Raw genomic sequence first — 23310 nt, forward strand, 5'->3', positions numbered from 1 at the left:
GTGCTGCGGACGACAGGCGACGGCGCGTCGTCGCAGGCGCATCAATCCGTGCTTCGCTGGTGCCTGTCATCACTTTCGCCGCGTTGCCTTTCGTCATGTGCCCAAGCCTGCCGAAGCAGGCGCCCTTGCAAGGTCAATATCATGACCCAACAAACGAAACCTGCCAAACGTCATATTCCACTTAGCTGATTTTGCGTGCCGCATGCACCCATATCCAAGGAAATAGAAAGAAACCCAGCTTTTGCAAGTAATTATCAATCCGTTATCGTTCGGATAGCGGACTTTGCATCAGGCCACGTCCAAATTGTGGCACGCCGGTTGACGCTTTTTCACAAGTCGAGGAATTCCGTGAGGCCGGGTATGTCTCGGCGCATCAAAAACACCTCGATTTCGGCCTGTAGAGTGATCTCGCCATGATCGATGTACAAGGCATGATCGGCGAGTTGGCGCAGTTCGCCGGCGTCATGGGTCACGATCGCAACCGTGTTGCCTGTCTCGCGGTGCAGGTCGAGCAAAAGGCTCGCCATGGTTTGCCGCAGGCCGGGGTCGAGTGCGGCAAAAGGTTCGTCGAGCAACAGGACCGGGCGTTCGCGCACCAGCGCCCGCGCAAAGGCGGCGCGCTGGCGCTCTCCGCCCGAAAGCGTGCCGGGCTTTCGTTTCTCGTAACCTGCCAGACCCACGCGCTCCAGCGCGTCGCCGATCCGTCTTCTGTCGTCCGAGGAAAGTTTCAGGGAAGGATCGATGCCAAGGCCGATATTGGTGGCAAGGTCGAGATGGGCAAACAGGTTGTTGTCCTGAAACACCAGCGAAACCGGTCTCTGTGATGGGTGAAGCGCCGTGACGTTGGTGGCACCGATCATCACCTTGCCGGTCTCTGGCGTCTCGAAACCGGCAATCAGGTTGAGAAGCGTTGATTTTCCCGATCCGGAGGGGCCGGTAATGGCGGTGATCGCACCGGCCGGCAATTCGCAATCGAAACGGAAATCTTTCGCGCCCAGCGTCAGGCCGACGTTCTGCAATCGAATGCCGGAAGGTTGGTTCGATGTCATTATCGGTCGTCTTTCCTGCCACGTTGGCCCACCGTCCCGGCAATCGTCAGGCTAAGGCACAGAAGAGCCAGAATCAGAGCAAACCCGTCCGCATCGGCCGTACGATAGCTGCCCAGCCGGCTATAGACCAGCCACGGCAGTGTGACGAGGTCTTCCGATCCGAACAGGGCGACCGCACCGAGATCACCGAGTGACAGCGCCATGGCGAAGGAAAAGGCGGTTGCGAGCGGTGCTGTCAGCACCGGCATATCGATCAGCTTCAGTCGGGCAAAACCGAATATGCCGAGATTGGCCGCCTGCCGTGCCGTCCGCTGCCTGTGTGTCGCAAAGGCAGGTGACAGGACGCGCATCACGAAGGGCAGCGCCGTCATGGCATTTATCATTACCACCAGCAGCGGCGCAAAACTTGCCACATCGCCATAGGGTCGCAGCAGCAGGAACCAGCCGGTGCCGATTACCACAGGCGGGACCAGAAGCACGAGGGACGACAGGCTGGCCAATAGCGCGGAAAAACTGCGCGCTGCGATGGCGGGTCTACTGGTATCGGCGAGTGCCGCGCGGGCGTTGATGATGGCGATGGCTGCCGTGAGCGATATCAGGCCTGCAAGACATGCGATCCACAAACTCGTCCACGCTGCTTTCCAGAAGGCAGGTGTGGTCAACAGCCGGGTGAAATCTGCCTTCAACCCGGCAAAAAGGATGGAGGCGAGGGGGAGGCAGAGAAAAAGCACGGCGAAAACAACAATGATCCTGTCCCAGGCGCGTGCGCCAAAACCGCTGCCATCAAAACGCCTTGCCGCACGGCCGGTGGCGGCGCTGTCATCCTTCGACGTCGGCAACAGCGCCATCAGCGCCAGTATGGTTGCCGTGACTGCGATCTGCAGCAACGCCAGCGAGATCGCACGCTGAGGATCGAAATCGAAACGCAACGACTGGTAGATCGCCACTTCCAGCGTCGTGGCTGCCGGTCCGCCGCCAAGCACCAGAACAAGCGTAAAGCTGGTGGCGCAGAGCATGAACACCAGCCCGGCAATACCGGCGAGCAGCGGTTTGATCGCCGGCCACTCGACAAAACGGAAGACCGAGAGCGCCGGCAGCCCAAGACTGGCCGATAGACGCCAATAGTCTGGCGGCAGCCGCTCCAGCCCGGCCAAAAGCAGGCGACAGGCGAGCGGCAGGTTGAAGAAGACATGGGCGATCAGAATGCCGCTCATGCCATAGATGCTGACCGGCTCGCTCAGCCCGATTGCGGCAAGCGCCGAATTTGCCACGCCGGTGCGGCCCCAGATGCCGATCAGGCCGAGCGCACCGATCAGCACCGGCAAGCCCATCGGCACGGCCATCAGCCGGATGATCCAGATGCGGCCCGGAAGATTTGGCTGTCGCGCCAGCGCCAGGGCCACTGGCAGGGCGAGCGCCACCGAAAGCAGAGTGGATAGGCCCGCCTGCCACAGCGTGAAGCGCAGGATACGCCAGACATAGGCGTCGAACAGCGGCCGGTCGCTCTCACCGCTATCGAAGGAGAGCAGGGCGAAGACGGCGAGAGCGATGAACAGGGTTATGCCGGCGAAAACCACTCCGCCGCCGGCATAGCTGCGCTGTCGCTCCGCCCTTGTCAGCATGGCATCAGTTCATGCTCATGGCGGCCAGCCATTCGTCGATCCAGGCGCGCCGGTTTTTTGCCACCTGTGCCGGATCCATCAGAAACGTCTTTGCCGGTTTTACCAGCTTGTCGAACGCTTCCGGCAGCGGTTTTTCGGTCGGCGCGGCCGGCATCATCCAGTTGGTCGTGGCGATTTCATACTGAAAGGCCGGCGTGACCATGAAGGCGAGAAACTTTTGGGCCAGTTCCCTGTTCGGCGCGTTCTTCAAAAGGCCGGCCACCTCGATCTGGATGTAATGTCCTTCCTCGAAGCTCGCTGCCTGATAACGATCGCTCTTCTCCTCCACCATGTGATAGGCGGGAGAGGTGGTATAGGACAGCACCATCGGCACCTCGCCCTTGGTGAACATGCCATAGGCTTCCGACCATCCGGGCGTCACCGTCAGTACGCGCTTCTTCAACTGTGCCCAGGCCTCCGGCGCCTTGTCGCCGTAAACCGATTTCACCCAGAGCAGCAGACCGAGACCCGGGGTTGATGTGCGCGGATCCTCGATGACGATTTTTTCGGAAGGATCACCCTCCACGAGTTCCTTCAGGCTTTTCGGCGGGGTTTTGATGGTTTCGGTATCGTAGACGACGGCAAAATGCCCGTAATCATAGGGCACAAAAATATCGTCGTGATAACCGCCGGGCACCGTCAGCTTCGTCATGTCGACGCCGCTCTTGTCGAATAGGCCGGTATCGACCGCTTCCTTGACGAGATTGGTATCGAGGCCGAGCGCGATATCGGCCTTGGTGCCTGCCCCCTCCAGCTTCAGTCGGGTCAAAAGCGCGACGCCGTCGGCCACTGCAACAAAGTTTACAGTGCAGTCGCAGGTCGCTTCAAAGGCGGCCTTCACCTTGGGGCCGGGGCCCCATTCGGCAACAAAACTCTCGTAGGTATAGACGGTGAGGGTCTTCTTCTCCTGTGCGACGGCGGGCAGGGCGAAGGAAAATGCGGCTGCCATGGCCGCAGCCAGAAAAGTGTTTGTCATGCGCATCGGCGCCTCCTCAATTCGATATTTGGGAATAGGGCGCTGCTGATGAGCCGTCTAATCCCTCCGCCGGTGTTAGCCGGATCAGGTTCCGCGGGTTGGCCAAAGCCTCTCAGCCGCATGGTCGTGCGGCACCCCGTTAGAGCGGTGAAATATTTAGTCGTCGCCTGCGGTCTTGGCAAGCGGTTGCAACTGCGTCGCGATGATCGTCAGTGCTTGGTGTTTAATTTTGGGTCTTCAATGCTGGGTCTGGCGAAACACGTGCAATTCGCGCGGAACGGAGGCGATGCCGCCGATGCGACTGGCGATCGCGTAATTGATCGACTGCTCCAGCACTTCCGGCATGGCCGGTTTGGTCAAAACACCCAGCGTGCCTTCGACGCCGTCATTCACGTCTTCCGGATTGGCGGTCATGAAGATGACGGTAATGCCGAATTCCTCGGCCAGTTGCCGGGCGATATCCGGTCCGGTCGGTCCATCGGACAGATTGATGTCCACGAGCGCAATGTCGGAGGAGGCCGCGAGTGCCATGGCATGCTTGCGTCCGCTCGCGAAGCCGGAAACTTCCAGCCCCATGCCTTCAATCGTTTCAGCTACATCGAGTGCTATGAGGAATTCATCCTCAACGATCATAACCCGTTGAATCATTGGCTTGCTCACCATCCGGCGAAACGCAGAACCCGCCGACATGGAACGTCCCCTCGTTGAACTCGAAACACGTCTCCGGGGCCATGCCTTAAGCATAGGCAGGCAACCGGATTACATGTCGAACGTCCAGCAAACGCTAATGTTCCGCCGCGCAACAGACTTTTTTTGGTTGCAAGATATTGTTAATGCTAACGTTTTGTAAATATTAGCTTTCCAGTTCCTCTCGCAGCATTTCCAGCTCCAGCCATTCCTCTTCCATCTTTGCCTGTTTTTCTCGCAGAGTTGCTGCCTGTTCCGCCAGTTTTGCAAAGGCTTTCGGGTCCTTGGAAAACAGGTTGGGGTCGGCCATGGCCTGGTCGTGCTTGGCAATCTCGGCTTCGGTCTTGGCGATTTCCTTCGGCAGGTTTTCCAGCGCGAATTTCTGCTTGAAGGAAAGCTTGCCTTTGCCTTTCACAGGTTCGGCACCGGTGGTCGAAGCCGCCGGCGCGGTATCCGACTTCGCCTTCTCGGCCTTGCGTTTTTCCTCCGCCGCGCCTTTTCGCTGTGCCAGCATGTCGGTGTAGCCGCCGGCATATTCGATCCAGCGGCCGTCCGGCGCGTCCGGAGTGGCCGGTGCAATCGTCGAGGTCACGGTGCGGTCGAGAAAGTCACGGTCGTGGCTGACGAGAATGACGGTGCCGTTATAACCCGCGACGATCTCCTGCAGCAGATCCAGCGTCTCGATATCGAGATCGTTGGTCGGTTCGTCGAGGATCAGCAGGTTCGAAGGTTTTGCCAGCATGCGGGCGAGCATCAGGCGGGCGCGCTCGCCACCGGAAAGGTTCTTGATCGGCGTGCGGATCTGTTCCGGCTGAAACAGAAAGTCCTTCATGTAACCGGCGACATGGCGCTGCTCGCCATTCACCAGCAGCGTTTCGCCACGGCCATCCGTCAGGTAATGCGACAGCGTGTCTTCCGGATCGAGGTCCTCGCGTTTCTGGTCCAGCGTGGCGATTTCCAGATTGGTGCCGAGCTTGATCCAGCCCTCATCCGGCTTCAGCTGGCCGGTCAGCATCTTGAGCAGTGTCGTTTTGCCGGCGCCGTTGGGGCCGACGAGACCGATACGGTCGCCACGATGCACACGGATGGAGAACGGCGCGACGATCGGTTTGTCGTATGTCTTGGTGATGTTTTCGGCTTCCACCACCAGCTTGCCCGACTCGCGACCTTCGGCCACCGACGCCTGAACCGAACCCTGCGGCCCCTTGTGGCCGCGATATTCGGCACGCATGGCCTGCAATTCGCCGACGCGGCGCATGTTGCGTTTGCGGCGGGCGGTCACGCCATAGCGCATCCAGTGTTCTTCGCGCTCGATCGCCTTGCCCAGCTTGTGCTGCTCGATCTCTTCCTCTTCCAGAACCTGATCGCGCCAGGCCTCGAAATGGCCGAACCCGCGCGATAGGCGACGCGATGTGCCGCGATCCAGCCAGACGGTGGCGTTCGATACCTTTTCGAGGAAACGACGGTCGTGGCTGATGACCACGAGCGCGCTGCGGGTCTTGCGCAGCTCGTCTTCCAGCCATTCGATCGTCGGCAGGTCGAGATGGTTGGTCGGCTCGTCCAGCATCAGGATGTCCGGCTCCGGTGCCATCACGCGGGCAAGTGCTGCACGGCGTGCCTCGCCACCGGAAAGACGGGAAGGCTCTTCCTCGCCGGTCAGGCCCAGATGCTCCAGCAGATAGGTGACGCGATACGGATCGTCCCCCGGTCCAAGCCCCGCTTCGGCATAGGCCTGCACGGTCGTGAAGGAGCCGAAATCCGGTGCCTGCTCGAGATAACGAATGGTCGCGGAAGGATGGCGAAACACCTCACCCGACTGCGCTTCCACCAGACCGGCGGCAATCTTCATCAGAGTCGATTTGCCCGAACCGTTGCGTCCGACAAGGCAGATGCGGTCACCCGGCTCCACCTGCAGGCTGGCGCCGTTCAGGAGCGGCGCGCCGCCGAATGTCAGCAGGATATCGTCGAGTTTCAGGATTGGGGGTGCCACGGTTCAGGCTCCGGTCATATCATAGGGGCGGGCAAGAATGATCGCCCTGCCGCTTTTCAAGGAAAATTCCACGGTGCCTTCCGCGACGTTTGAAACGGTGCGCGAGGAGCCGAAGGGAAGCGAGAAGTCTTTGAGCGGATAACGCACATTGCCGATATCCAGCCCGTCCAGATCGGAAAAACCGAGAACCGAGAACAGCGAGCCTTTGGGAAGGTCCAAAGATCTGGTGCCCGGCAGAAGCGGCACGGCCTCCTCGTCGCCCGAGGTCAGCACCACATCCAGCCCGCGTTCCGCAAGGCTGACAGCCGATAGCAGATGTTGCAGGGCGTGGTCCGAGCGTTCACCGGCAAGCGCGCCGACAAAGATCAGCCGCGTCGCTCCACGGGCAATCGCTTCCGCCGTAGCGATCTCGCCGTCGGTCTCGTTCTTGGCCGGCGGAAACGGCTGGCGCTCCACCTGCGGCCATTGGGCCAGCAGCGTATCGTCGGAGGAGTCGAAATCACCCACCCACAGTTCCGGCTCGATGCCCAGCGCTGCCGCATGCCGCATGCCGCTGTCGGCCGCAATGACGCGGCTGCCGGCCAGCATTTCGCGCACGCGGTCGGTTACATGCAGCGGGCCGCCGAGAAGGATGGTGAAGGTCGTTGATGTCATCGGCATTGCCCATAGCGCAAACCGGCGGAAAAGGGAAAGCGTGACACCTGCATCCTGTAAATTTCATCACCAAGGCAGAAGAGCCGCGATCGGCCTGTCCGGAGCAAAATCATGCTCCCATTGACGTCAACGCTGGCAAGGATTATCTGATATACCGAACTTCGTGGTGATTTGGCCGGCCGGCTTGCAGCCACGTTAAAAAAGTCGCTAAAGGGCCGCGAGGAAAAGGTACTCCCCACGGACCGGTCTGCGATTTTTTGCGGCCGGTTTTCTGTTTTGTGGGTTCCGACATGCCGATCAAGATTCCCGATACCCTGCCTGCCTTCTCGACCCTGGTTCAGGAAGGCGTACGCGTGATGACCGAGACCGCCGCCGTGCGGCAGGACATCCGCCCGTTGCAGATCGGCCTCCTGAACCTCATGCCCAACAAGATCAAGACCGAGATCCAGATGGCGCGCCTTGTCGGCGCCTCGCCGCTGCAGGTACAGTTCTCGCTCATCCGTATCGGCGGCCACAAGGCCAAAAACACCTCGGAAGAACATCTCCTCTCCTTCTACGAAACCTGGGAAGAGGTGAAGGACCGCAAGTTCGACGGTTTCATCATCACCGGCGCGCCTGTCGAAACGTTGGCTTACGAAGATGTCACCTATTGGGACGAACTGAAACAGATCCTCGACTGGACACATACCAATGTGCATTCGACACTGAATGTCTGTTGGGGCGCGATGGCGGCCATCTATCATTTCCACGGCGTGCCCAAGCACCAGCTCGATGAAAAGGCTTTTGGCGTCTATCGCCACCGCAATCTGGCGCCGGCTTCGGTCTATCTCAACGGCTTTTCCGATGATTTCCAAGTGCCGGTCTCGCGCTGGACGGAAGTGCGCCGCGAAGACATCGCAAAAGTGCCGGATCTGGAAATCCTGATGGAATCCGAGGAAATGGGTGTCTGCCTCGTGCATGAAAAGAAGGGCAACCGCCTCTTCATGTTCAATCACGTCGAATACGATTCCACCTCGCTTGCAGATGAATATTTCCGCGATGTCGATGCAGGCATCCCGATCAAGATGCCGCATGACTATTTTCCGCATAACGATGCCGAGCTGACGCCGCAGAACCGCTGGCGCAGCCATGCGCATCTGTTCTTCGGCAACTGGATCAATGAGATCTATCAGACAACGGCCTATGATCTCGAGGAAATCGGCAAGGACCGCGCCTGATCGGGAGGGCTTGCGGCACGACTATTGCGCCGCAAGATTTTCATAACCGTGACCATGCGTAAGCCATTGCTAAGGCAGCCGAAATAAGAGAGGTTGCTGTCTCTGGTTGAGGGAGCTGCTTTATGGTTGCGGGAGAACGCGAGGTTTTCGGTCATACGCCGAAGGGAGAAACCGTCCATCGGGTCACGATATCCGGAGGCGGATTGACCGCAAAAGTGCTGACCTGGGGATCCGTCATTCAGGATCTGCGGCTTGAGGGTCATGAGGCGCCGCTGGTGCTCGGCCTCAACACGTTCGAAGACTATCTGCGGCACTCCCCCTATTTCGGTGCCACGCCCGGTCGTGTTGCCAATCGCATCAGCGCCGGCAGTTTTGAGCTGGATGGCCAGGAATACCAACTTGAGCTCAACGAAAATGGCCTCGGCCACCTGCATGGCGGCAGCGATGGTATCGCCAAACGCAACTGGACGATCATTGATCTTGCCGCCGACCGCGTTGTTCTGTCGATCATCGATGCCGATGGTCGCGGCGGTTATCCCGGTAACTGCACCATCACGGCCACCTATCACCTGAAGGATGACGGCGTCTTATCGGTCGTCTACGAGGCGACGACCGACAAGCCAACCATCTGCAATGTCTGCCAGCATTCCTATTTCAACCTCGATGGCAGCGACACCATCCTCGATCACCAGATCATGCTGGCCGCCGATCATTACCTGCAGGTCGATGACATGTTGATGCCGACCGGTTCCCTGATCCCGGTTGCGGAAACCGATTTCGATTTTCGGCAGATGCGGGGTATCCGCCGCGAGGTCGAAGGCCAGCAGGTGCCTTACGACCACAATTTCTGCCTCTCGACGGAGCGGGTGGAAAAGCGCAGCGTGGCATTTGTGCGCAGCCTCAATTCCGGCGTTGCCATGGAAGTGCGCACCACCGAACCCGGCGTGCAGTTTTATGCCGGCGTGAAACTGCATGTGCCGGTCTCCGGCATCGGTGGCCGACCCTATGACAATTACAGCGGTTTCTGCCTCGAAACCCAGGTCTGGCCGGATGCCGCCAACCATCCGCGTTTCCCGACTGCCGTGTTGCGTCCGGGGGAGGTCCTGCGGCAGGAAACCGATTACGTCTTTTCCCGTAGCTGATTGGTTACTGGAAAAAGGTCAGGAGCAGATAGATGGCGCTCTTGACCATGGCGTAAACGACGCCGGCCACCACGCCGAGTGAAACCACGCCGATTGCAGAACCTGCGATCGTCCAGACCCCGTCCTTTTCGAGAATGCCGAAGGCGATGATGCACAGAGCCAGCGCCGGCAGCATGTTGCCGAGCGGGATCGGCAAAGCCAGCACAAGCGCGAGAACAAGGCAGAGGCACCCTAGCAGCCGTTCGGCCAGCGGTGTCGCGAAAATCTGCAGCCGTGGCTGCAGCATGCGCTCGGCCTTGATGATCCATGGCTGGGTTCTTGCCATCATCGCGGCAAAATCGGCTCTCGTCATCGAGCGATCGGCGATCAGCCGCGGCAGCCAGGGTTTCATTCCCAGCATCAATTGTGCGGTCAGAAAGATCAGCGGAATGCCGAGCACGGAGGATGTGCCGGGCGGAGTGGGAAAACAGTTCGGTACCGAAAATACAAAAATCAGCGCAGCGATGGCGCGATCATCCATGCTGGCAAGAATGTCGCCGACAGAAATGCGTTCGCGGCTTTCGTCGCCGGCCAGATTTGCAAGGATTTCGGAAAAGCGCAGGGCGTGTTGCCCTTTGTCACGATCGTCGGCAGTGCGGAATTTTTCGTCTGAGGCCATCGGGTCCAGAGATGTGATTAATGCGGCCGATGCGTGGCTTGTAGGGGAAACAGGTGACAGAAAAAAGAAATGGCCGCGGGCAGGCGCGGCCATTTCGGATGGTGAAGGCGAAGTGGATCAGAAATCCATGTCGTCGCCGCCGTCATCCATTCCGGTGTCGGCATCTTCCACGGGTTGAGCCGCTTCGGGTGCCGGGGTTTCGGCTGCCTGTGCCTCGTTGCCGCCCATCATTCCCATGATGGCATTACCGAGCAGCACGCCGCCGGCCACGCCCATGGCCGTCTGTGCGGCACCGGCCAGAAAGCCGCCGCCACCGCCCATCGGACCGCGTTGTGCGGCACCCTGACGGCCCCAAGGGCCGCTTGGCTGTCCGGCCTGCGGGCCACCCTGCTGACCATTGGCGTCAGCATAGGCATTCTGGGCATAACCCTGATTGCCATAGGCTGCCGCAGCCGGCGCAGCACCGCGATAGGGCGCAGGCTGCTCTCGTGGCGGGTTGCTGTTGCCGAACAAGCCGGAGAAGAAACCGCCGCCGCCGGCCGGTCGTGCCGAGGTCTGGTGTTCCAGTTCCTCGATCCGGCGTTGGGCAGCTTCGAGCGCCTGTTCCTGCACCACGATCGTCTGTGCCATGAAATAGGGCGCTGCAGGCTGCGAGGCGACGCGCTGGTTGATGAAGGCTTCGGCCTCGCCGTCCCGCGGTCCGGTCTGGCCTTCCACCTGCTTCAGTTTACCGAACAGGCCGTCGATTGCATGGCGGTCGTTCTGGTCCATGAAGAATGCTCCTTGTGTTGCGTCTGTCTTATTCTTCGCGCTGGCCGGTGAAGTTCAGCAGCAGCTGGAAGATGTTGACGAAGTTCAGGTAGAGCGACAGCGCGCCCATCACAGCCATCTTCTGCTGGCTCTCCTGATCGAAGTTTTCGGCATACTGTTCCTTGATGTTCTGCGTGTCCCACATGGTCAGGCCGAGGAAGACGATGATACCAATGACCGAGACGGCGAACTGCAGGGCGCTGGAGCCGAGGAAGATGTTGACGATCGAGGCGATCATCACGCCGATCAGGCCCATGATCATGAACGAGCCGAGCTTGGTGAGGTCACGCTTCGTGACATAACCATAGAGGCTGGTCGCGCCGAACATGGTGGCGGCGATGAAGAAGGTGCGGGCAATGCTGGCGCCGGTGAACACGAGGAACACGGAAGCGAGCGACAGACCCATTACGGCGCAGAACACCCAGAAGGTCATCTGGGCGGAAGCCGCCGACATCGACTGGATCTTGAACGAGAAGAAGAACACGAAGGCGAGCGGCGCCAGCATCACCACCCATTTCAGCGGGGTGGAGAAGATCGGCACGTAAAGCGCTGGCGTGGAGCCGACAACGAAGGCAACGAGGCCGGTGATGATGAGGCCGAGGCCCATGTAGTTGTAGATGCGCAGCATGTGCTGGCGAAGGCCCTCGTCGAAATCCGCACGGGACTGGACGGAGGAATTGTAGCCGAAGCGGGGCGTATTCATCAAATTGCTCCTCTTGTGATTGGTTTAGTAAAGCGTGTCGGCGAGGGTTTGCGCCTCGTCCTTCAACTGGTTGGCGTCTTGCGTTTCGGAGACGAGCGCATAGGCGACCTCACCGATCTGCCAGTAGGATGCCTGCACGCCAGCCGATCTGGTCAGCGTCGCCTGCTGCACGGCAAAGCTGCCGGGACGCACGGCAAACAGCGACAGCCGTTGAGTGCCGTCGCGCAGGATTGTCACCTCGACACTCGGGCCGAAGGCGGATGGAAAGATCTGCACGTCCTTCACCTGCCATTCGGCCGGGATGTCCGGCATGACGATGGCGGTGGCGGAGCGGATGCCGGCCGCGTCGTAATTGGCGGCCTCCATCTGCGAAGGCATGGTTTCGCGCAGTTTCGATGTCGTATGCGCGCTGATGGCCGCATCGACGAAGCTCGGAACCGGCGTCGAGGCTTCCACCGTGCTGGGTGTGAATGGGCCGACAGTGCTGTTGGCCACCCAGCCGGCGCCGATCAACAGGGCGACGGCCGCAACACGCTGCAGCGAATGCAGAATCCGGTGGCGTGACAACGCACCCTGCAGACGACGGGCCGCCTCGCGGGTTTCCGGTCGGCCATGTGTCGGTGCTGTTGCCAGCGCAAGGCGCAGCTCACCACGAATGGAAAGGTCGGCCATCACCTTGGCGGCGATCTCCGGGTGTTCGGACAGATAAGCTTCCACCTCGATCCGGCGCGCGGTGTCGAGCTGGTCGTCCACATAGGCGTCGATATCGGTGGGCAGGATCGGGTCAACGGGTTTCATCGCGTCCGCCTCCAATGATCTTCAGGTGACTGGGTGTGGCGTTGCGTCGACCTTCTTCGAAAGCGCGCAGTTTTTCGCGCGCACGCGAAATGCGCGACATCAGCGTGCCGACGGGAATGGAAAGTGCTGTTGCAGCTTCCTGATAGGAAAGCCCTTCGATCGCGACCAGATGCAGCGCATCGCGCTGCTCGTCGGGCAGGCCGTGAAAGGCATCGCGCAACTGTTTCAGGCGGATCGAGTGATTGGGATCGGTCTGCTCTGCCGTATCGACCAGATAGGCAGCCTCGTCATGGCGGCGGTCGAGCGATTTGGCGCGGCGCAGGCGGTCGATATGGGTGTTATGGACGATCGACAGCAGCCAGTTGCGCAGGTTGCCGCCGGTGCGGAAGGTGGCCTTGCGCTCATAGGCGCGCACCAGCGCGTCATGCACCAGATCCTCGGCATCGTCCGGGTGGCGAACAAGCGAGCGCGCGTAACGGCGCAAGCTCGAAAGCTGTGCCAGAACGTCAAAAGGCTGTCGTTTGTTGCTCATGACCGAATATACGCAAGCCGAAAGAAGTTTATTCCACTGGGCGCGAAATTTTTTCGGCAGCCGGCGCAAAGCCGTTTTGCGCCTGGTCAGATCGTCATGTCATGAGGATTGTCTGAAGAGAAATTGGAGCGGGTGAAGCGATTCGAACGCTCGACCCTAACCTTGGCAAGGTTATGCTCTACCCCTGAGCTACACCCGCTCATATCCACCGGTCCGGGGTAGTTATGCTGAACCGTGGGCCGCATCGCTGCGACGAGGCGGTGTATCGCTCAAACCATTTTCAAATGCAACACCTTTGTGACGTGGCGACAGCATTTTTTCTAAGAGCGTTTGTGGAAAAGATGGACGTGTCCAGCGAAATGCTGCGGCAGGCGCAAAGCGGATGAGACGCGAAAAAACGCGTTTTCCGGCATGTTTTCAATGTCATCTGAAGAGAAAATGGAGCGGGTGAAGCGATTCGAACGCTCGACCCTAACCTTGGCAAGGTTATGCTCTACCCCTGAGCTACACCCGCTCATCATCCATCGGTCCGGGGTAGTTATGCTGAACCGTGGGCCACATCGCTGCGACGAGGCGGTGTATCGCTCAAACCATTTTCAAATGCAACAGGGAAATTGCGCGGGCGCGAAGAAAATCTTTGACGACTGGAAAAATCGATTTGCGGGCGGGGCAGGTGGGGTTTGCTGGTCCGATCTTGTCGCTCGCAGACCTTGTTGCGTTCGGAAGCGCTGTCTAATGTCGCGAAAACATCGAATGGAACCACGCGACATGACCGAGACCGCTGAGCCCGTAACGCTGCCCGCTACTGCCGACGATCTTTTCAAATATCTGGACAGCCTCGGCATCCCGCATACGACGAAAACCCATGCTCCGGTCTTCACCGTGGCGGAGTCGGAAAGCCTGCGCGACGAAATCCCCGGCGCCCATACGAAAAACCTGTTCGTGAAGGACAAGAAGGACCAGTATTTTGTCGTCACCGTCGAGGAGAGGGCAGAGGTCGACCTCAAGACCATTCACAAGGTTATCGGGGCTTCCAGTCGCGTGTCTTTTGGTCGCCCGGAAAAGATGATCGAATTTTTAGGGGTCATCCCCGGTTCGGTCACGGTCTTTGCCGCCTTCAACGACAAGGACAGGAACGTCACTTTCGTTTTGGATGAGGCGCTGATGGAGCACGAGATCATCAATGGCCATCCGCTTTCGAATGATGCCACGACCTCGGTTTCGACCAGGGATCTCATCCGCTTCTTCGAGGCCACAGGCCATGAACCGCTTGTCTTGAAAGTAACGGGCTGACATACGATCTTTTCAGCCTACATATACAAAGACAAACAGACACTCCCGGGGAGACCATCATGAGCGACACGAACAATCCTTATGGCGGCAGCCAGTACGGCGGCTCCTATGGCCAGTCCTACGGTGGTCAGGGCGGCACTTCGGTTTCTTACGGTGGTGCCCCCGCCACACCGGCGCCTTCTGCCGCCGCCCCCGCGCCATCAGGTGATGTCATTGTCGACACGACCACGGCCGGTTTCACCAGGGATGTTCTGGAGGAATCCCGTCTCCGCCCGGTTCTGGTCGATTTCTGGGCGCCGTGGTGCGGTCCCTGCAAGCAGTTGACCCCGGTGATCGAAAAGGTCGTGAACGAAGCCGGCGGTGCCGTCCGTCTGGCCAAGATGAATATCGATGATCATCCGTCCATTCCCGGCCAGCTCGGCATCCAGTCCATCCCGGCCGTGATTGCCTTTGTCGATGGTCGCCCGGTCGATGGCTTCATGGGCGCCGTGCCGGAAAGCCAGGTGCGTGAATTCGTCGAGAAGCTCGCCGGCCCTCCCGGTGCCGATCAGGCCGCCGAGATCGAAGCGGCACTTGTCGAGGCCGAAGGCCTGCTGGCCGCTGGCCAGGTGCAGGAAGCAGCCCAGCTTTATGGTGCCGTTCTGCAGGCCGATCAGGAAAATGCAAAAGCTGCTGCCGGCATGATGCAGTGCCTGATCGCGCTCGGCGAAACCGCACGTGCTTCGCAGATGCTCGCCTCTCTGCCGGAAGAGATGACGGCTGATCCGGCCATCCAGTCGGTGAAGACAAAACTCGAGCAGATCGAGGAAGCCCGCAAGCTCGGCGATCCCGTGGCACTGGAACAGGCGCTTGCCGCCAATGCGGACGATCACGAAGCCCGCATGAACCTTGCAAAAATCCTCAATGTGCAGGGCGATCGCGAAGCTGCCGCCGAGCATCTGCTCGCCATCATGCGCAAGGATCGCACATTCGACGAGGATGGCGCCCGTCGTCAGCTGCTGCAGTTTTTCGAAGTCTGGGGTCCAAAGGATCCGGCAACGATCTCGGCGCGTCGCCGCCTGTCCTCCATTCTGTTTTCCTGAGCAAATCTTGCACTTGCGTTTCGCCATGACCGCCCCACATTACTCGTGAGGCGGTCAGCCGGCATGAAACAGGGCCGCGGGAGGGACCGCCGGTACTTCCGGAGGTTAGGCATGCATGTTGGCAACGCGCGATATCTGAAACTCGAGGATATTCCCGAAAAGATCCCCGTTTTTCCTCTGACCGGCGCGCTTCTCCTGCCCGGCGGGCAGCTCCCGCTCAATATTTTCGAACCACGTTATCTTGCCATGTTCGATGCGGCCATTTCCGGCAATCGCCTGATCGGCATCGTGCAGCCGGCCATGGGCGAACACGAGGGTGAAGAAGGCACGCGACCGGCCCTCAGTCATATCGGTTGTGTCGGCCGCATCACGTCGTTCGGCGAAACCGGAGATGGTCGTTATATCACCTCGCTCAGTGGCATCTGCCGTTTCCGTCTTCTCGATGAGGTGGGCGATGGTCACCCCTTCCGCAGCTTCAAAATCTCGCCGTTTCTCTCAGACCTGACGGATGACGACGAAGCCTCGGTTGATCGCGATGCCCTGCTGCGTGTCTTTCGTGCCTATCTTGATGCCAACAAGCTGGAAGCGGACTGGGAAAGCGTGGAGCGCGCCGGAAATCGCACGCTGGTCAACTCCCTGTCCATGATGTCCCCTTTCGGTCCGGCCGAAAAACAGGCATTGCTGGAAGCGCCGGACCTGAAATCCCGCGCCGACACGCTGATCGCGATTACCGAGATCCTGCTGGCGCGTGGCTTTGGCGAGGCTGATACGACACGGCTGCAATAGGTACGGCGATGGACGAAAGACTGAGCAAGGTTGATCCAAGACTGCTTGAACTGCTGGTCTGCCCGCTTTCCAAGGGGCGGCTGGTTTTCCAGCGCGATACCAATGAACTCGTGTCGGAAGGCGCGCGGCTTGCTTATCCGATCCGCGACGGTATTCCGATTATGCTCGTTTCCGAAGCCCGCAAGCTCGAAGATTGAGTTAGATCGCTTGCCCGGCCAGCAGGCGCGGGCCGCCCTTTTCCGATGTGCCGGCCGCTTCCCCGATAAAATAGGATTTTACGCCCGGCAGGCGCTCGACGATGCCCAGTCCCAGATCGCGGGCGATGCGGATCGGGCCGATATCGTTGGAAAACAGCCGGTTCAGCACATCCGTCGTCACACCCATCCTGAACGTGTCGAAGCGGCGCCAGGACTGGTAACGCTCCAGCACGTTCAGCGAACCGATATCGAGACCAAGTCGGTCGGCTTCGACCACGGTTTCCGCCAGTGCCGCGACATCCTTGAAACCGAGATTGAGGCCCTGGCCGGAAATCGGGTGAATGCCATGAGCGGCGTCGCCCGCCAGCGCAAAACGCTGTTTTACGAAAGCGCGTGAAAGCGTGAGGCCGAGGGGAAACGCCTTGCGTCCGCCCAGAACACGCAGTTCACCGAGCTTGTGACCAAAGCGGCGCTGCAGTTCTTCCTCAAAAACAAGGTCGTCCGAGGCAATCAGCCGTTCGGCATCCGCGGTGCGCTCGGTCCAGACCAGTGACGAGCGGTTGCCGGTCAGTGGCAGGATGGCGAACGGGCCGGATGGCAGGAAATGCTCCTCGGCAACGCCGTCATGCGGGCGTTCATGTTCGACCGTCGCAACAATGCCGGACTGGTCGTATTTCCAGCTGACAGTCTTGATGCCGGCCATGTCGCGCAGCTTTGAGCGCACACCGTCGCAGGCGACAAGAAGGCGGGTCACGACCTCAGAACCGTCGGAGAGCGAAAGCGTCGTTGCGGTATTGCCGGTGACAAAGCCTGTGCCGGAAACGCCGTGGCGGATGGTGATGCCAAGTCGTGCGCAGGCATTGCGCAGCGCCCGCACCATCGAGACGTTCGGGATCATGTGGGCGAATGGGCGGCCTTCCTCGACATCGCCGTCGAAGGTCAGGAAAACGGGACGAACCGGATCGGATGTGCGCGAATCGGTGACGATCATGCGGTTGATCGGTTGCGCATCCGGCAGAATTTCCTGCCATGCACCAAACACGTCGAGCATGCGGCTGGCGGCGGCGATCACGGCAGAGGCGCGCTCATCCTTTTCCCACACGCCTTCGGGTGCTGCTTCGATCACTTCCACAGCAAGGTGTGGTGCTGCCTGCTTGACGGCCACCGCGGCGCTGAGGCCCACATAGCCGCCTCCGACGATCAGCATGTCCAGCATTTGAAGCTCCGTTCGCTATTGCATTTCATGGTCTATATAGAGCATGCCTCTCCGGCTTCCTATCACCGGGACCCATCAAAATGCCGCATAAAGACAATTCGACATTCTCCGCCATGGACGGACTTCTCGCCACGCTCGACCTCGAAAAGCTCGAGGAAAACCTGTTTCGCGGCAAAAGCCCGAAAGTCGGCTGGCAGCGCGTGTTTGGCGGGCAGGTGATCGCGCAGGCGCTGGTTGCCGCACAGCGCACCGTCGATGCGGATCGTTTCACCCATTCGCTGCATGCCTATTTCCTGCGCCCCGGCGATCCGGCCGTGCCGATCGTCTATCAGGTGGAGCGCATGCGTGACGGCTCCAGCTTTACCACCCGCAGTGTCGTTGCCGTCCAGCATGGCCGGCCGATCTTCACCATGACGGCATCGTTTCAGGTGGATGAGCCCGGTTTCGATCACCAGATCGACATGCCCAACGTGCCACCACCGGAACAGCTTTTGGGTGAGGACGATTTCCAGAAGCAGGTCCTGAGCCATGCGCCCGACGCGATCCGGAAATATTGGGGCCAGAAGCGTCCCGTCGAATTCCGCCCCGTCTCGCTGCGCCATTACATGACGCGTGAAAAACTTGATCCTGAACAGCAGATCTGGGTGCGCACCACCGGTCCGGTGCCGGACGATCGCGGCGTGCAGGCCGCGGTGCTGGCCTACCTGTCCGACATGACCCTGCTCGACACCTCGCTCTACGCGCATGGCTCGACAATCTTCGATCCGGGCATTCAGGCGGCTAGCATCGATCACGCCATGTGGTTTCACCGTCCGGTCGCATTCGATGACTGGCTTCTCTACACGCAGGACAGCCCGAACGCGCGAAATGCCCGCGGAATGACCCGTGGCAGCCTTTTTACGCGTTCAGGCGTGCTGATCGCCTCCGTTGCGCAGGAAGGCCTGATTCGCAAACGGGCAAATGATTAAATGGCGTGCAATTTTAAAATTGCGCCAATAATTTAGGCAATATTTGGGCCGTCAAACATCGCATGTTTGGCGGCCTTATGTTTTTCGTAGATATTTCAATTTCTTAGTCCTTGTTCTGAAACTGGCACGCGCCTTGAATGGTAATCGCCAGTCGATGCGCCTGATCAGCCGTCGATCAGGGAACATCGGCCATTGGTGCCGAGATAACGAAGGATGGGAAACCGCATGAAAATCGTGATGGCCATTATCAAGCCGTTCAAGCTCGATGAAGTGCGCGAAGCACTCACGGCTGTCGGTATCCAGGGCCTGACTGTGACCGAAGTGAAGGGTTACGGGCGCCAGAAGGGACATACCGAAATCTACCGCGGCACGGAATATGCCGTCAGCTTCCTGCCGAAGCTGAAGATCGAAATCGCCGTCGCTGCCGATGTGGTCGAAAAGGCCGTGGAAGCCATCGCCTCTGCCGCCAAGACCGGCCAGATCGGCGACGGCAAGATCTTTGTCTACTCGATCGAACAGGCCGTGCGCATCCGTACCGGCGAAACCAACACAGAAGCGCTTTAAGCAGGGCGGACAGGGGAGTTTTCCAGCTATGTCGTTTACCAAATTTTCCACCCTTGGGCGCGTGGGAGCAGCAGCAGCTGCGCTTTTCGCTCCGGCCGTCGCATTTGCGCAGGAAGCTGCAGCACCTGCTGCTGCCGCCGCTGCCGCAACCCCGGTTCCGGACAAGGCCGATACCGCCTTCATGTTCATCAGCACGCTTCTCGTGTTCTTCATGATCATGCCGGGCATCGCGCTGTTCTACGGCGGTCTGGTGCGCACCAAGAACATGCTGTCAGTCCTGATGCAGTGCACGGTCGTTGCGGCCGCCGTCATGCTGATCTGGGTTACCTATGGTTACTCCTTCGCCTTTGGCGGCAGCACATCTGCCTTCTGGGGCGGCACGGCCAAGATGTTCCTGTCGGGCGTGACCGTCGATTCGACCGCCGCGACCTTCTCTGACGGCGTCGTCATTCCGGAATTCATCTTCGTGATGTTCCAGATGACGTTTGCGGCGCTGACGCCTTGCCTGATCGTCGGCGCCTTCGCCGAGCGCATCAAGTTCTCGGCCGCCGTGCTGTTCTGCATCCTCTGGGTGACCTTCGTCTATTTCCCGATCGCCCACATGGTCTGGGATGCCAACGGCCTGATCTTCGGCTGGGGCGCGCTTGATTTCGCCGGCGGCACGGTCGTTCACATCAATGCCGGTCTGGCAGGCCTCATCGGCGCGATCATGGTCGGCAAGCGTACCGGCTTCGGCAAGGACATGATGGCCCCGCATTCGATGACGCTGACGCTCGTCGGTGCCGCCATGCTGTGGTTCGGCTGGTTCGGCTTCAACGCCGGTTCCAACCTCGAGGCTTCCGGCGGCGCGATGCTCGCAACCGTCAACACTTTCGTCGCCACCGCTGCCGCCGTCCTGTCGTGGTGCGTCGTCGAAACCTTCACGCGCGGCAAGGCATCGCTGCTCGGCGCAGTTTCGGGCATGATCGCCGGTCTCGTTGCCATCACCCCGGCCGCCGGCATTGCCGGCCCGATGGGCGCCATCGTCATGGGCCTCATCGTTTCGCCGCTGTGCTACTTCTTCGTCGCCGTCGTGAAGAACAAGTTCGGTTACGACGATACGGCTGACGTTTTTGGCGTCCACGGTATCGGCGGTCTGTTCGGCGCGCTGGCCACCGGCATCTTCGCCTCCTCGTCGCTCGGCGGTATCGGTTATGCCGATGGCGTCACCATGGGCGGTCAGTTCATGACCCAGCTCTACGCCGTTCTCGTCACCATCGCATGGTGCGGTATCGGCTCCTTCGTCCTCTACAAGATCGTTGATCTCATCGTCGGTCTGCGTGTCACGGTCGAAGCCGAACGCGAAGGTCTCGACCTCGCCTCGCACGGCGAAGCCGCCTACCACAACTGATCGGTCTTCGCGCGGCAGGCCGCTACTGCCGCGCGGGCCTGAGATTTCGAACACTTCAAAAGGCCCGGAACAGCGTGTTCCGGGCCTTTTTGGTGGGTAAATATTGCCCTTACAGGCGTGGTTAAAGCTGCGTTAACCTGCTTTCGTTAACCTTCAGCGCATCTGGGCGCATTGCGTGTCGAGCCGCCGATTCGGCCGCCATGCCCAAAACTGGTTACAGGCTGGTGATAATGAGCAGAAGCAATTCGGCAGCCATGGCGCATCGTTCAACGCGCGTCGTGCTTACCGCTTTCGTCATGCGTCAGGTTTTGGCGCTCCTTGGCTTCGGGATTTTTCTCGGGCTCGCGCTGGCCGTCGCCGCGCTGGCAACGTGGAATGTTGCCGATCCGAGCTTCTCATATGCGACCGACAACGAACCGCGAAATATTCTCGGTTCCACAGGTGCGGCCTTTGCCGACCTGATGATGCAGTTTCTCGGCCTTGCCAGCGTGCTTGCGCTTCTACCGGTGCTTGCCTGGGCGATGGCGCTGATCACCGGTCGTCATATCGACCGCATGCCGGCCCGCATTGCTGCTTGGGCGGGTGCAGCACTGGCCGGTGCCGCCACGATCGGCTGTTTTCCCGCGCCGCTCACCTGGCCGATCCCCACTGGTATCGGCGGTGTTCTGGGCGACATGATCCTGCGCTTTCCGGCACTGTTTGTCGGCGCTTACCCGACCGGCATGCTCGCCACCGTTCTCGGCTGCATCTTTGCCCTGCCGACCGCATGGCTGATGCTGTTTGCCTCGGGCATGGTTGGGCACCGCGAAGCTGTCGAGGTCGATGAGGACGATATTCCCGAACCGCCGCGCCGCAATGCCGCGCAGGACGATGACGAGGATGACGAAGGTGGCTTTGGCGGTTTCCTCGCTTTTGGCGCGCTCGCCCACTATTGGTATACGACCCAGGCCCAGTTCCGCCGCATCTTCGGTATCAAGTCGCGCAACCGCATGGGCGGTCAGCATGAGCAGCCATATGATTTCAACGATGACGAATTCGGCCGACTGAACGAGCCGGTGCGCGCCAAGACGAACCGTGGCGAGCGCCGTGAACCCTCCATGGATGGCGGCGAGTTCGCCAACCGCACGATGGCACGTCGCGCCATCGCAGCACCCCCGATGTCGGATGATGACGATGACGGTTATGACGACGATGTCGGCATGCGCCGTCCGGCCGGTATTCTGCCGGATGATGACGAATTCGTCTCCAGCCCGCGCGGTCGTGGTACTTCGCGTGTCAAGCCGGCAGCGGCTGCGCCAAAACCGAGTGATCGTGTCGGCCGCGAGGCGCAATCCTCCTTCATCGATCCGGAAGGCTTTCAGCTACCATCCGTCCACCTGCTGACCGAACCGAAAGCTGTCGCCCGCGATGCGACGTTGTCGGCCGATGCGCTGGAGCAGAATGCCCGCATGCTGGAAGGCGTGCTCGAAGACTTTGGCGTCAAGGGCGAGATCATTCACGTCCGCCCAGGTCCCGTCGTCACGCTTTACGAACTGGAGCCGGCGCCCGGCATCAAATCGTCGCGTGTCATCGGCCTCGCCGACGATATCGCCCGTTCGATGAGCGCGATCGCCGCCCGTGTCGCCGTCGTGCCCGGCCGCAATGCGATCGGTATCGAATTGCCGAATTCCACCCGCGAAACCGTCTATCTGCGCGAGATGATCGGCAGCCGCGATTTCGAGGGCAGCAAGGCCAAGCTCGCCATGGCGCTCGGCAAGACGATCGGCGGCGAACCCGTCATTGCCGACCTCGCCAAGATGCCGCATCTTCTTGTGGCCGGTACCACCGGTTCGGGTAAGTCGGTCGCCATCAACACCATGATCCTGTCGCTGCTTTACCGGCACAGCCCGGAAAAGTGCCGCCTGATCATGATCGATCCAAAGATGCTGGAATTGTCGATCTATGACGGCATCCCGCACCTCTTGTCGCCCGTCGTCACCGATCCGAAAAAGGCCGTTGTCGCGCTCAAATGGACCGTCCGCGAGATGGAAGAGCGCTACAAGAAGATGTCGAAGATCGGCGTGCGCAATATCGACGGCTTCAACACCCGCGTCGAGCAGGCGCTCGCCAAGGGCGAAGTTCTGACCCGCACCGTGCAGACCGGTTTCGACCGCCAGACGGGCGAAGCGATGTACGAGACGGAAGAGTTCGATCTCAAGCCGCTGCCCTATATCGTCGTCGTCATCGACGAAATGGCCGACCTGATGATGGTGGCCGGCAAGGATATCGAAGGGGCAGTGCAGCGTCTGGCGCAGATGGCGCGTGCCGCCGGTATCCATGTCATCATGGCGACCCAGCGTCCGTCCGTCGATGTCATCACCGGCACGATCAAGGCCAACTTCCCGACCCGTATTTCCTTCCAGGTCACGTCCAAGATCGACAGCCGCACCATCCTTGGCGAACAGGGTGCCGAACAGCTGCTCGGCATGGGTGACATGCTCTATATGGCCGGTGGTGGACGCATCCAGCGCGTCCATGGTCCGTTCGTGTCGGATAACGAAGTCGAGGAAATCGTCTCCTACTTGAAAAGCCAGGGTTCGCCCCAATATCTCGAAGCAATTACGGCAGACGACGAGGATGACGACGAAGGCGGCCCGGCGGGCACATCCAATCTTTCCGATTCGGATGACCCTTACGATCAGGCAGTGGCAATCGTGCTGCGTGACGGCAAGGCCTCGACGTCCTACATCCAGCGTCGGCTGGGCATCGGTTACAACCGCGCTGCATCGCTGATCGAGCGGATGGAGCAGGAAGGACTGATCGGCCCGGCCAACCATGCCGGCAAACGCGAGATACTGGTGCCGACAGAGAACGATATTCTCGATCGGTAACCGCGCTGTGATAAGGCGCGGCCATCAAGCCGCCGCCTTTCATGGTGAGGAAGAGACTGAAGGAGAA

General features: G+C 60.0%; 22 protein-coding genes, 2 tRNA genes and 2 riboswitches. Of the genes, 10 read left to right on the forward strand and 14 right to left on the reverse strand.

Annotated elements, in window-relative coordinates:
- Positions 1 to 329 precede the first annotated feature (329 nt).
- From ACRQ1B_RS20450 to ACRQ1B_RS20475, 6 genes are all read right to left on the reverse strand, one after another.
- Positions 330 to 1049, reverse strand: a complete 720-nt coding sequence (locus tag ACRQ1B_RS20450) for a thiamine ABC transporter ATP-binding protein (RefSeq protein ID WP_432295879.1) — start codon at positions 1047 to 1049, stop codon at positions 330 to 332.
- Positions 1049 to 2671 carry a thiamine/thiamine pyrophosphate ABC transporter permease ThiP gene (gene thiP, locus ACRQ1B_RS20455; RefSeq protein WP_432295880.1) on the reverse strand — a complete coding sequence of 541 codons (1623 nt, stop codon included), beginning with the start codon at positions 2669 to 2671 and terminating at the stop codon, positions 1049 to 1051. The genes ACRQ1B_RS20450 and thiP overlap by 1 nt, the downstream gene beginning before the upstream one ends.
- 4 nt (positions 2672 to 2675) lie before the next feature.
- The gene (gene thiB, locus ACRQ1B_RS20460) at positions 2676 to 3659 is read right to left on the reverse strand and encodes a thiamine ABC transporter substrate binding subunit (protein WP_432296139.1); all 984 of its coding nucleotides are present in this window, start codon (positions 3657 to 3659) and stop codon (positions 2676 to 2678) included.
- Between the two features lie 71 nt (positions 3660 to 3730).
- A riboswitch (TPP riboswitch) is annotated at positions 3731 to 3835 on the reverse strand.
- An 88-nt stretch (positions 3836 to 3923) separates the two neighbouring features.
- Positions 3924 to 4334 (reverse strand): response regulator, encoded by a 411-nt coding sequence (locus tag ACRQ1B_RS20465; protein ID WP_432295881.1) that lies wholly within the window; start codon positions 4332 to 4334, stop codon positions 3924 to 3926.
- A gap of 205 nt (positions 4335 to 4539) precedes the next feature.
- Positions 4540 to 6363 carry an ABC-F family ATP-binding cassette domain-containing protein gene (locus tag ACRQ1B_RS20470; RefSeq protein ID WP_432295882.1) on the reverse strand — a complete coding sequence of 608 codons (1824 nt, stop codon included), beginning with the start codon at positions 6361 to 6363 and terminating at the stop codon, positions 4540 to 4542.
- 3 nt (positions 6364 to 6366) lie between these two features.
- Positions 6367 to 7023 (reverse strand): thiamine diphosphokinase, encoded by a 657-nt coding sequence (locus ACRQ1B_RS20475; protein ID WP_432295883.1) that lies wholly within the window; start codon positions 7021 to 7023, stop codon positions 6367 to 6369.
- A gap of 147 nt (positions 7024 to 7170) precedes the next feature.
- Positions 7171 to 7248, forward strand: a riboswitch (SAM riboswitch).
- A 59-nt stretch (positions 7249 to 7307) separates the two neighbouring features.
- Between ACRQ1B_RS20475 and metA the strand changes: the two genes are divergently transcribed.
- Both metA and ACRQ1B_RS20485 read left to right on the forward strand, forming a co-directional pair.
- Entirely contained in the window at positions 7308 to 8234 is a 927-nt protein-coding gene (gene metA / locus ACRQ1B_RS20480; RefSeq protein WP_432295885.1) for a homoserine O-acetyltransferase MetA, read from the forward strand.
- Between the two features lie 122 nt (positions 8235 to 8356).
- Positions 8357 to 9376, forward strand: coding sequence for an aldose epimerase family protein (locus ACRQ1B_RS20485; RefSeq protein WP_432295887.1), 1020 nt, complete (start codon positions 8357 to 8359; stop codon positions 9374 to 9376).
- 4 nt (positions 9377 to 9380) lie between these two features.
- Here the strand turns inward: ACRQ1B_RS20485 and ACRQ1B_RS20490 are convergent, their stop codons facing one another.
- The 7 genes from ACRQ1B_RS20490 to ACRQ1B_RS20520 form a co-directional block, all read right to left on the reverse strand.
- Positions 9381 to 10034, reverse strand: a complete 654-nt coding sequence (locus ACRQ1B_RS20490) for an exopolysaccharide biosynthesis protein (RefSeq protein ID WP_432295888.1) — start codon at positions 10032 to 10034, stop codon at positions 9381 to 9383.
- A 117-nt stretch (positions 10035 to 10151) separates the two neighbouring features.
- A complete protein-coding gene (locus ACRQ1B_RS20495) occupies positions 10152 to 10805 on the reverse strand; it encodes a DUF2076 domain-containing protein (protein WP_432295889.1) in 654 nt (217 codons plus the stop codon).
- 28 nt (positions 10806 to 10833) lie between these two features.
- Positions 10834 to 11547, reverse strand: a complete 714-nt coding sequence (locus tag ACRQ1B_RS20500) for a Bax inhibitor-1/YccA family protein (RefSeq protein WP_432295890.1) — start codon at positions 11545 to 11547, stop codon at positions 10834 to 10836.
- A gap of 24 nt (positions 11548 to 11571) precedes the next feature.
- Positions 11572 to 12345, reverse strand: a complete 774-nt coding sequence (locus tag ACRQ1B_RS20505) for an anti-sigma factor family protein (RefSeq protein WP_432295892.1) — start codon at positions 12343 to 12345, stop codon at positions 11572 to 11574.
- Positions 12332 to 12877, reverse strand: coding sequence for a sigma-70 family RNA polymerase sigma factor (locus ACRQ1B_RS20510; protein ID WP_432295893.1), 546 nt, complete (start codon positions 12875 to 12877; stop codon positions 12332 to 12334). The genes ACRQ1B_RS20505 and ACRQ1B_RS20510 overlap by 14 nt, the downstream gene beginning before the upstream one ends.
- A gap of 124 nt (positions 12878 to 13001) precedes the next feature.
- Positions 13002 to 13076 (reverse strand) — tRNA-Gly (locus ACRQ1B_RS20515).
- Between the two features lie 240 nt (positions 13077 to 13316).
- A tRNA-Gly gene (locus tag ACRQ1B_RS20520) sits at positions 13317 to 13391 on the reverse strand.
- A 254-nt stretch (positions 13392 to 13645) separates the two neighbouring features.
- On the opposite strand from ACRQ1B_RS20520, the gene ACRQ1B_RS20525 reads away from it, so the two are divergent.
- From ACRQ1B_RS20525 to ACRQ1B_RS20540, 4 genes are all read left to right on the forward strand, one after another.
- Positions 13646 to 14170 carry a prolyl-tRNA synthetase associated domain-containing protein gene (locus ACRQ1B_RS20525; RefSeq protein WP_432295894.1) on the forward strand — a complete coding sequence of 175 codons (525 nt, stop codon included), beginning with the start codon at positions 13646 to 13648 and terminating at the stop codon, positions 14168 to 14170.
- Between the two features lie 59 nt (positions 14171 to 14229).
- Complete coding sequence (gene trxA, locus ACRQ1B_RS20530) at positions 14230 to 15252, forward strand: thioredoxin (RefSeq protein ID WP_432295895.1); 1023 nt, start codon at positions 14230 to 14232, stop codon at positions 15250 to 15252.
- Positions 15253 to 15363: 111 nt separating this feature from the next.
- The gene (locus tag ACRQ1B_RS20535) at positions 15364 to 16038 is read left to right on the forward strand and encodes an LON peptidase substrate-binding domain-containing protein (RefSeq protein ID WP_432295896.1); all 675 of its coding nucleotides are present in this window, start codon (positions 15364 to 15366) and stop codon (positions 16036 to 16038) included.
- 8 nt (positions 16039 to 16046) lie between these two features.
- Positions 16047 to 16235 carry a Trm112 family protein gene (locus ACRQ1B_RS20540; RefSeq protein WP_432295897.1) on the forward strand — a complete coding sequence of 63 codons (189 nt, stop codon included), beginning with the start codon at positions 16047 to 16049 and terminating at the stop codon, positions 16233 to 16235.
- A gap of 1 nt (position 16236) precedes the next feature.
- On the opposite strand, the gene ACRQ1B_RS20545 is transcribed toward ACRQ1B_RS20540, so the two are convergent.
- Positions 16237 to 17451 carry a ubiquinone biosynthesis hydroxylase gene (locus ACRQ1B_RS20545; RefSeq protein WP_432295898.1) on the reverse strand — a complete coding sequence of 405 codons (1215 nt, stop codon included), beginning with the start codon at positions 17449 to 17451 and terminating at the stop codon, positions 16237 to 16239.
- An 80-nt stretch (positions 17452 to 17531) separates the two neighbouring features.
- Here ACRQ1B_RS20545 and tesB point away from each other — a divergent pair, with 80 nt between their 5' ends.
- From tesB to ACRQ1B_RS20565, 4 genes are all read left to right on the forward strand, one after another.
- Positions 17532 to 18419, forward strand: coding sequence for an acyl-CoA thioesterase II (gene tesB, locus ACRQ1B_RS20550; RefSeq protein WP_432295900.1), 888 nt, complete (start codon positions 17532 to 17534; stop codon positions 18417 to 18419).
- Positions 18420 to 18632: 213 nt separating this feature from the next.
- Positions 18633 to 18983, forward strand: a complete 351-nt coding sequence (locus ACRQ1B_RS20555) for a P-II family nitrogen regulator (RefSeq protein WP_432295902.1) — start codon at positions 18633 to 18635, stop codon at positions 18981 to 18983.
- 28 nt (positions 18984 to 19011) lie between these two features.
- Positions 19012 to 20373, forward strand: a complete 1362-nt coding sequence (locus ACRQ1B_RS20560; RefSeq protein WP_432295903.1) for an ammonium transporter — start codon at positions 19012 to 19014, stop codon at positions 20371 to 20373.
- A gap of 230 nt (positions 20374 to 20603) precedes the next feature.
- Positions 20604 to 23243: an FtsK/SpoIIIE family DNA translocase gene (locus tag ACRQ1B_RS20565; RefSeq protein WP_432295905.1), complete on the forward strand. Its 2640-nt coding sequence runs from the start codon at positions 20604 to 20606 to the stop codon at positions 23241 to 23243.
- Positions 23244 to 23310: the final 67 nt, after the last annotated feature.

Origin of the sequence: Endobacterium panacihumi (assembly GCF_050847465.1) — a bacterium.
In the GTDB taxonomy this organism is placed as follows: domain Bacteria; phylum Pseudomonadota; class Alphaproteobacteria; order Rhizobiales; family Rhizobiaceae; genus Neorhizobium; species Neorhizobium panacihumi.

What these genes read in the sequence shown, in the direction of transcription:
- ACRQ1B_RS20450 (WP_432295879.1), bottom strand. Translation starts at nt 1,049, where the DNA reads ATGACATCGAACCAACCTTCCGGCATTCGATTGCAGAACGTCGGCCTG.
- thiP (WP_432295880.1), bottom strand. Translation starts at nt 2,671, where the DNA reads ATGCTGACAAGGGCGGAGCGACAGCGCAGCTATGCCGGCGGCGGAGTG.
- thiB (WP_432296139.1), bottom strand. Translation starts at nt 3,659, where the DNA reads ATGGCAGCCGCATTTTCCTTCGCCCTGCCCGCCGTCGCACAGGAGAAG.
- ACRQ1B_RS20465 (WP_432295881.1), bottom strand. Translation starts at nt 4,334, where the DNA reads ATGATTCAACGGGTTATGATCGTTGAGGATGAATTCCTCATAGCACTC.
- ACRQ1B_RS20475 (WP_432295883.1), bottom strand. Translation starts at nt 7,023, where the DNA reads ATGCCGATGACATCAACGACCTTCACCATCCTTCTCGGCGGCCCGCTG.
- metA (WP_432295885.1), top strand. Translation starts at nt 7,308, where the DNA reads ATGCCGATCAAGATTCCCGATACCCTGCCTGCCTTCTCGACCCTGGTT.
- ACRQ1B_RS20485 (WP_432295887.1), top strand. Translation starts at nt 8,357, where the DNA reads ATGGTTGCGGGAGAACGCGAGGTTTTCGGTCATACGCCGAAGGGAGAA.
- ACRQ1B_RS20490 (WP_432295888.1), bottom strand. Translation starts at nt 10,034, where the DNA reads ATGGCCTCAGACGAAAAATTCCGCACTGCCGACGATCGTGACAAAGGG.
- ACRQ1B_RS20495 (WP_432295889.1), bottom strand. Translation starts at nt 10,805, where the DNA reads ATGGACCAGAACGACCGCCATGCAATCGACGGCCTGTTCGGTAAACTG.
- ACRQ1B_RS20500 (WP_432295890.1), bottom strand. Translation starts at nt 11,547, where the DNA reads ATGAATACGCCCCGCTTCGGCTACAATTCCTCCGTCCAGTCCCGTGCG.
- ACRQ1B_RS20505 (WP_432295892.1), bottom strand. Translation starts at nt 12,345, where the DNA reads ATGAAACCCGTTGACCCGATCCTGCCCACCGATATCGACGCCTATGTG.
- ACRQ1B_RS20510 (WP_432295893.1), bottom strand. Translation starts at nt 12,877, where the DNA reads ATGAGCAACAAACGACAGCCTTTTGACGTTCTGGCACAGCTTTCGAGC.
- ACRQ1B_RS20525 (WP_432295894.1), top strand. Translation starts at nt 13,646, where the DNA reads ATGACCGAGACCGCTGAGCCCGTAACGCTGCCCGCTACTGCCGACGAT.
- trxA (WP_432295895.1), top strand. Translation starts at nt 14,230, where the DNA reads ATGAGCGACACGAACAATCCTTATGGCGGCAGCCAGTACGGCGGCTCC.
- ACRQ1B_RS20535 (WP_432295896.1), top strand. Translation starts at nt 15,364, where the DNA reads ATGCATGTTGGCAACGCGCGATATCTGAAACTCGAGGATATTCCCGAA.
- ACRQ1B_RS20540 (WP_432295897.1), top strand. Translation starts at nt 16,047, where the DNA reads ATGGACGAAAGACTGAGCAAGGTTGATCCAAGACTGCTTGAACTGCTG.
- ACRQ1B_RS20545 (WP_432295898.1), bottom strand. Translation starts at nt 17,451, where the DNA reads ATGCTGGACATGCTGATCGTCGGAGGCGGCTATGTGGGCCTCAGCGCC.
- tesB (WP_432295900.1), top strand. Translation starts at nt 17,532, where the DNA reads ATGCCGCATAAAGACAATTCGACATTCTCCGCCATGGACGGACTTCTC.
- ACRQ1B_RS20555 (WP_432295902.1), top strand. Translation starts at nt 18,633, where the DNA reads ATGGGAAACCGCATGAAAATCGTGATGGCCATTATCAAGCCGTTCAAG.
- ACRQ1B_RS20560 (WP_432295903.1), top strand. Translation starts at nt 19,012, where the DNA reads ATGTCGTTTACCAAATTTTCCACCCTTGGGCGCGTGGGAGCAGCAGCA.
- ACRQ1B_RS20565 (WP_432295905.1), top strand. Translation starts at nt 20,604, where the DNA reads ATGAGCAGAAGCAATTCGGCAGCCATGGCGCATCGTTCAACGCGCGTC.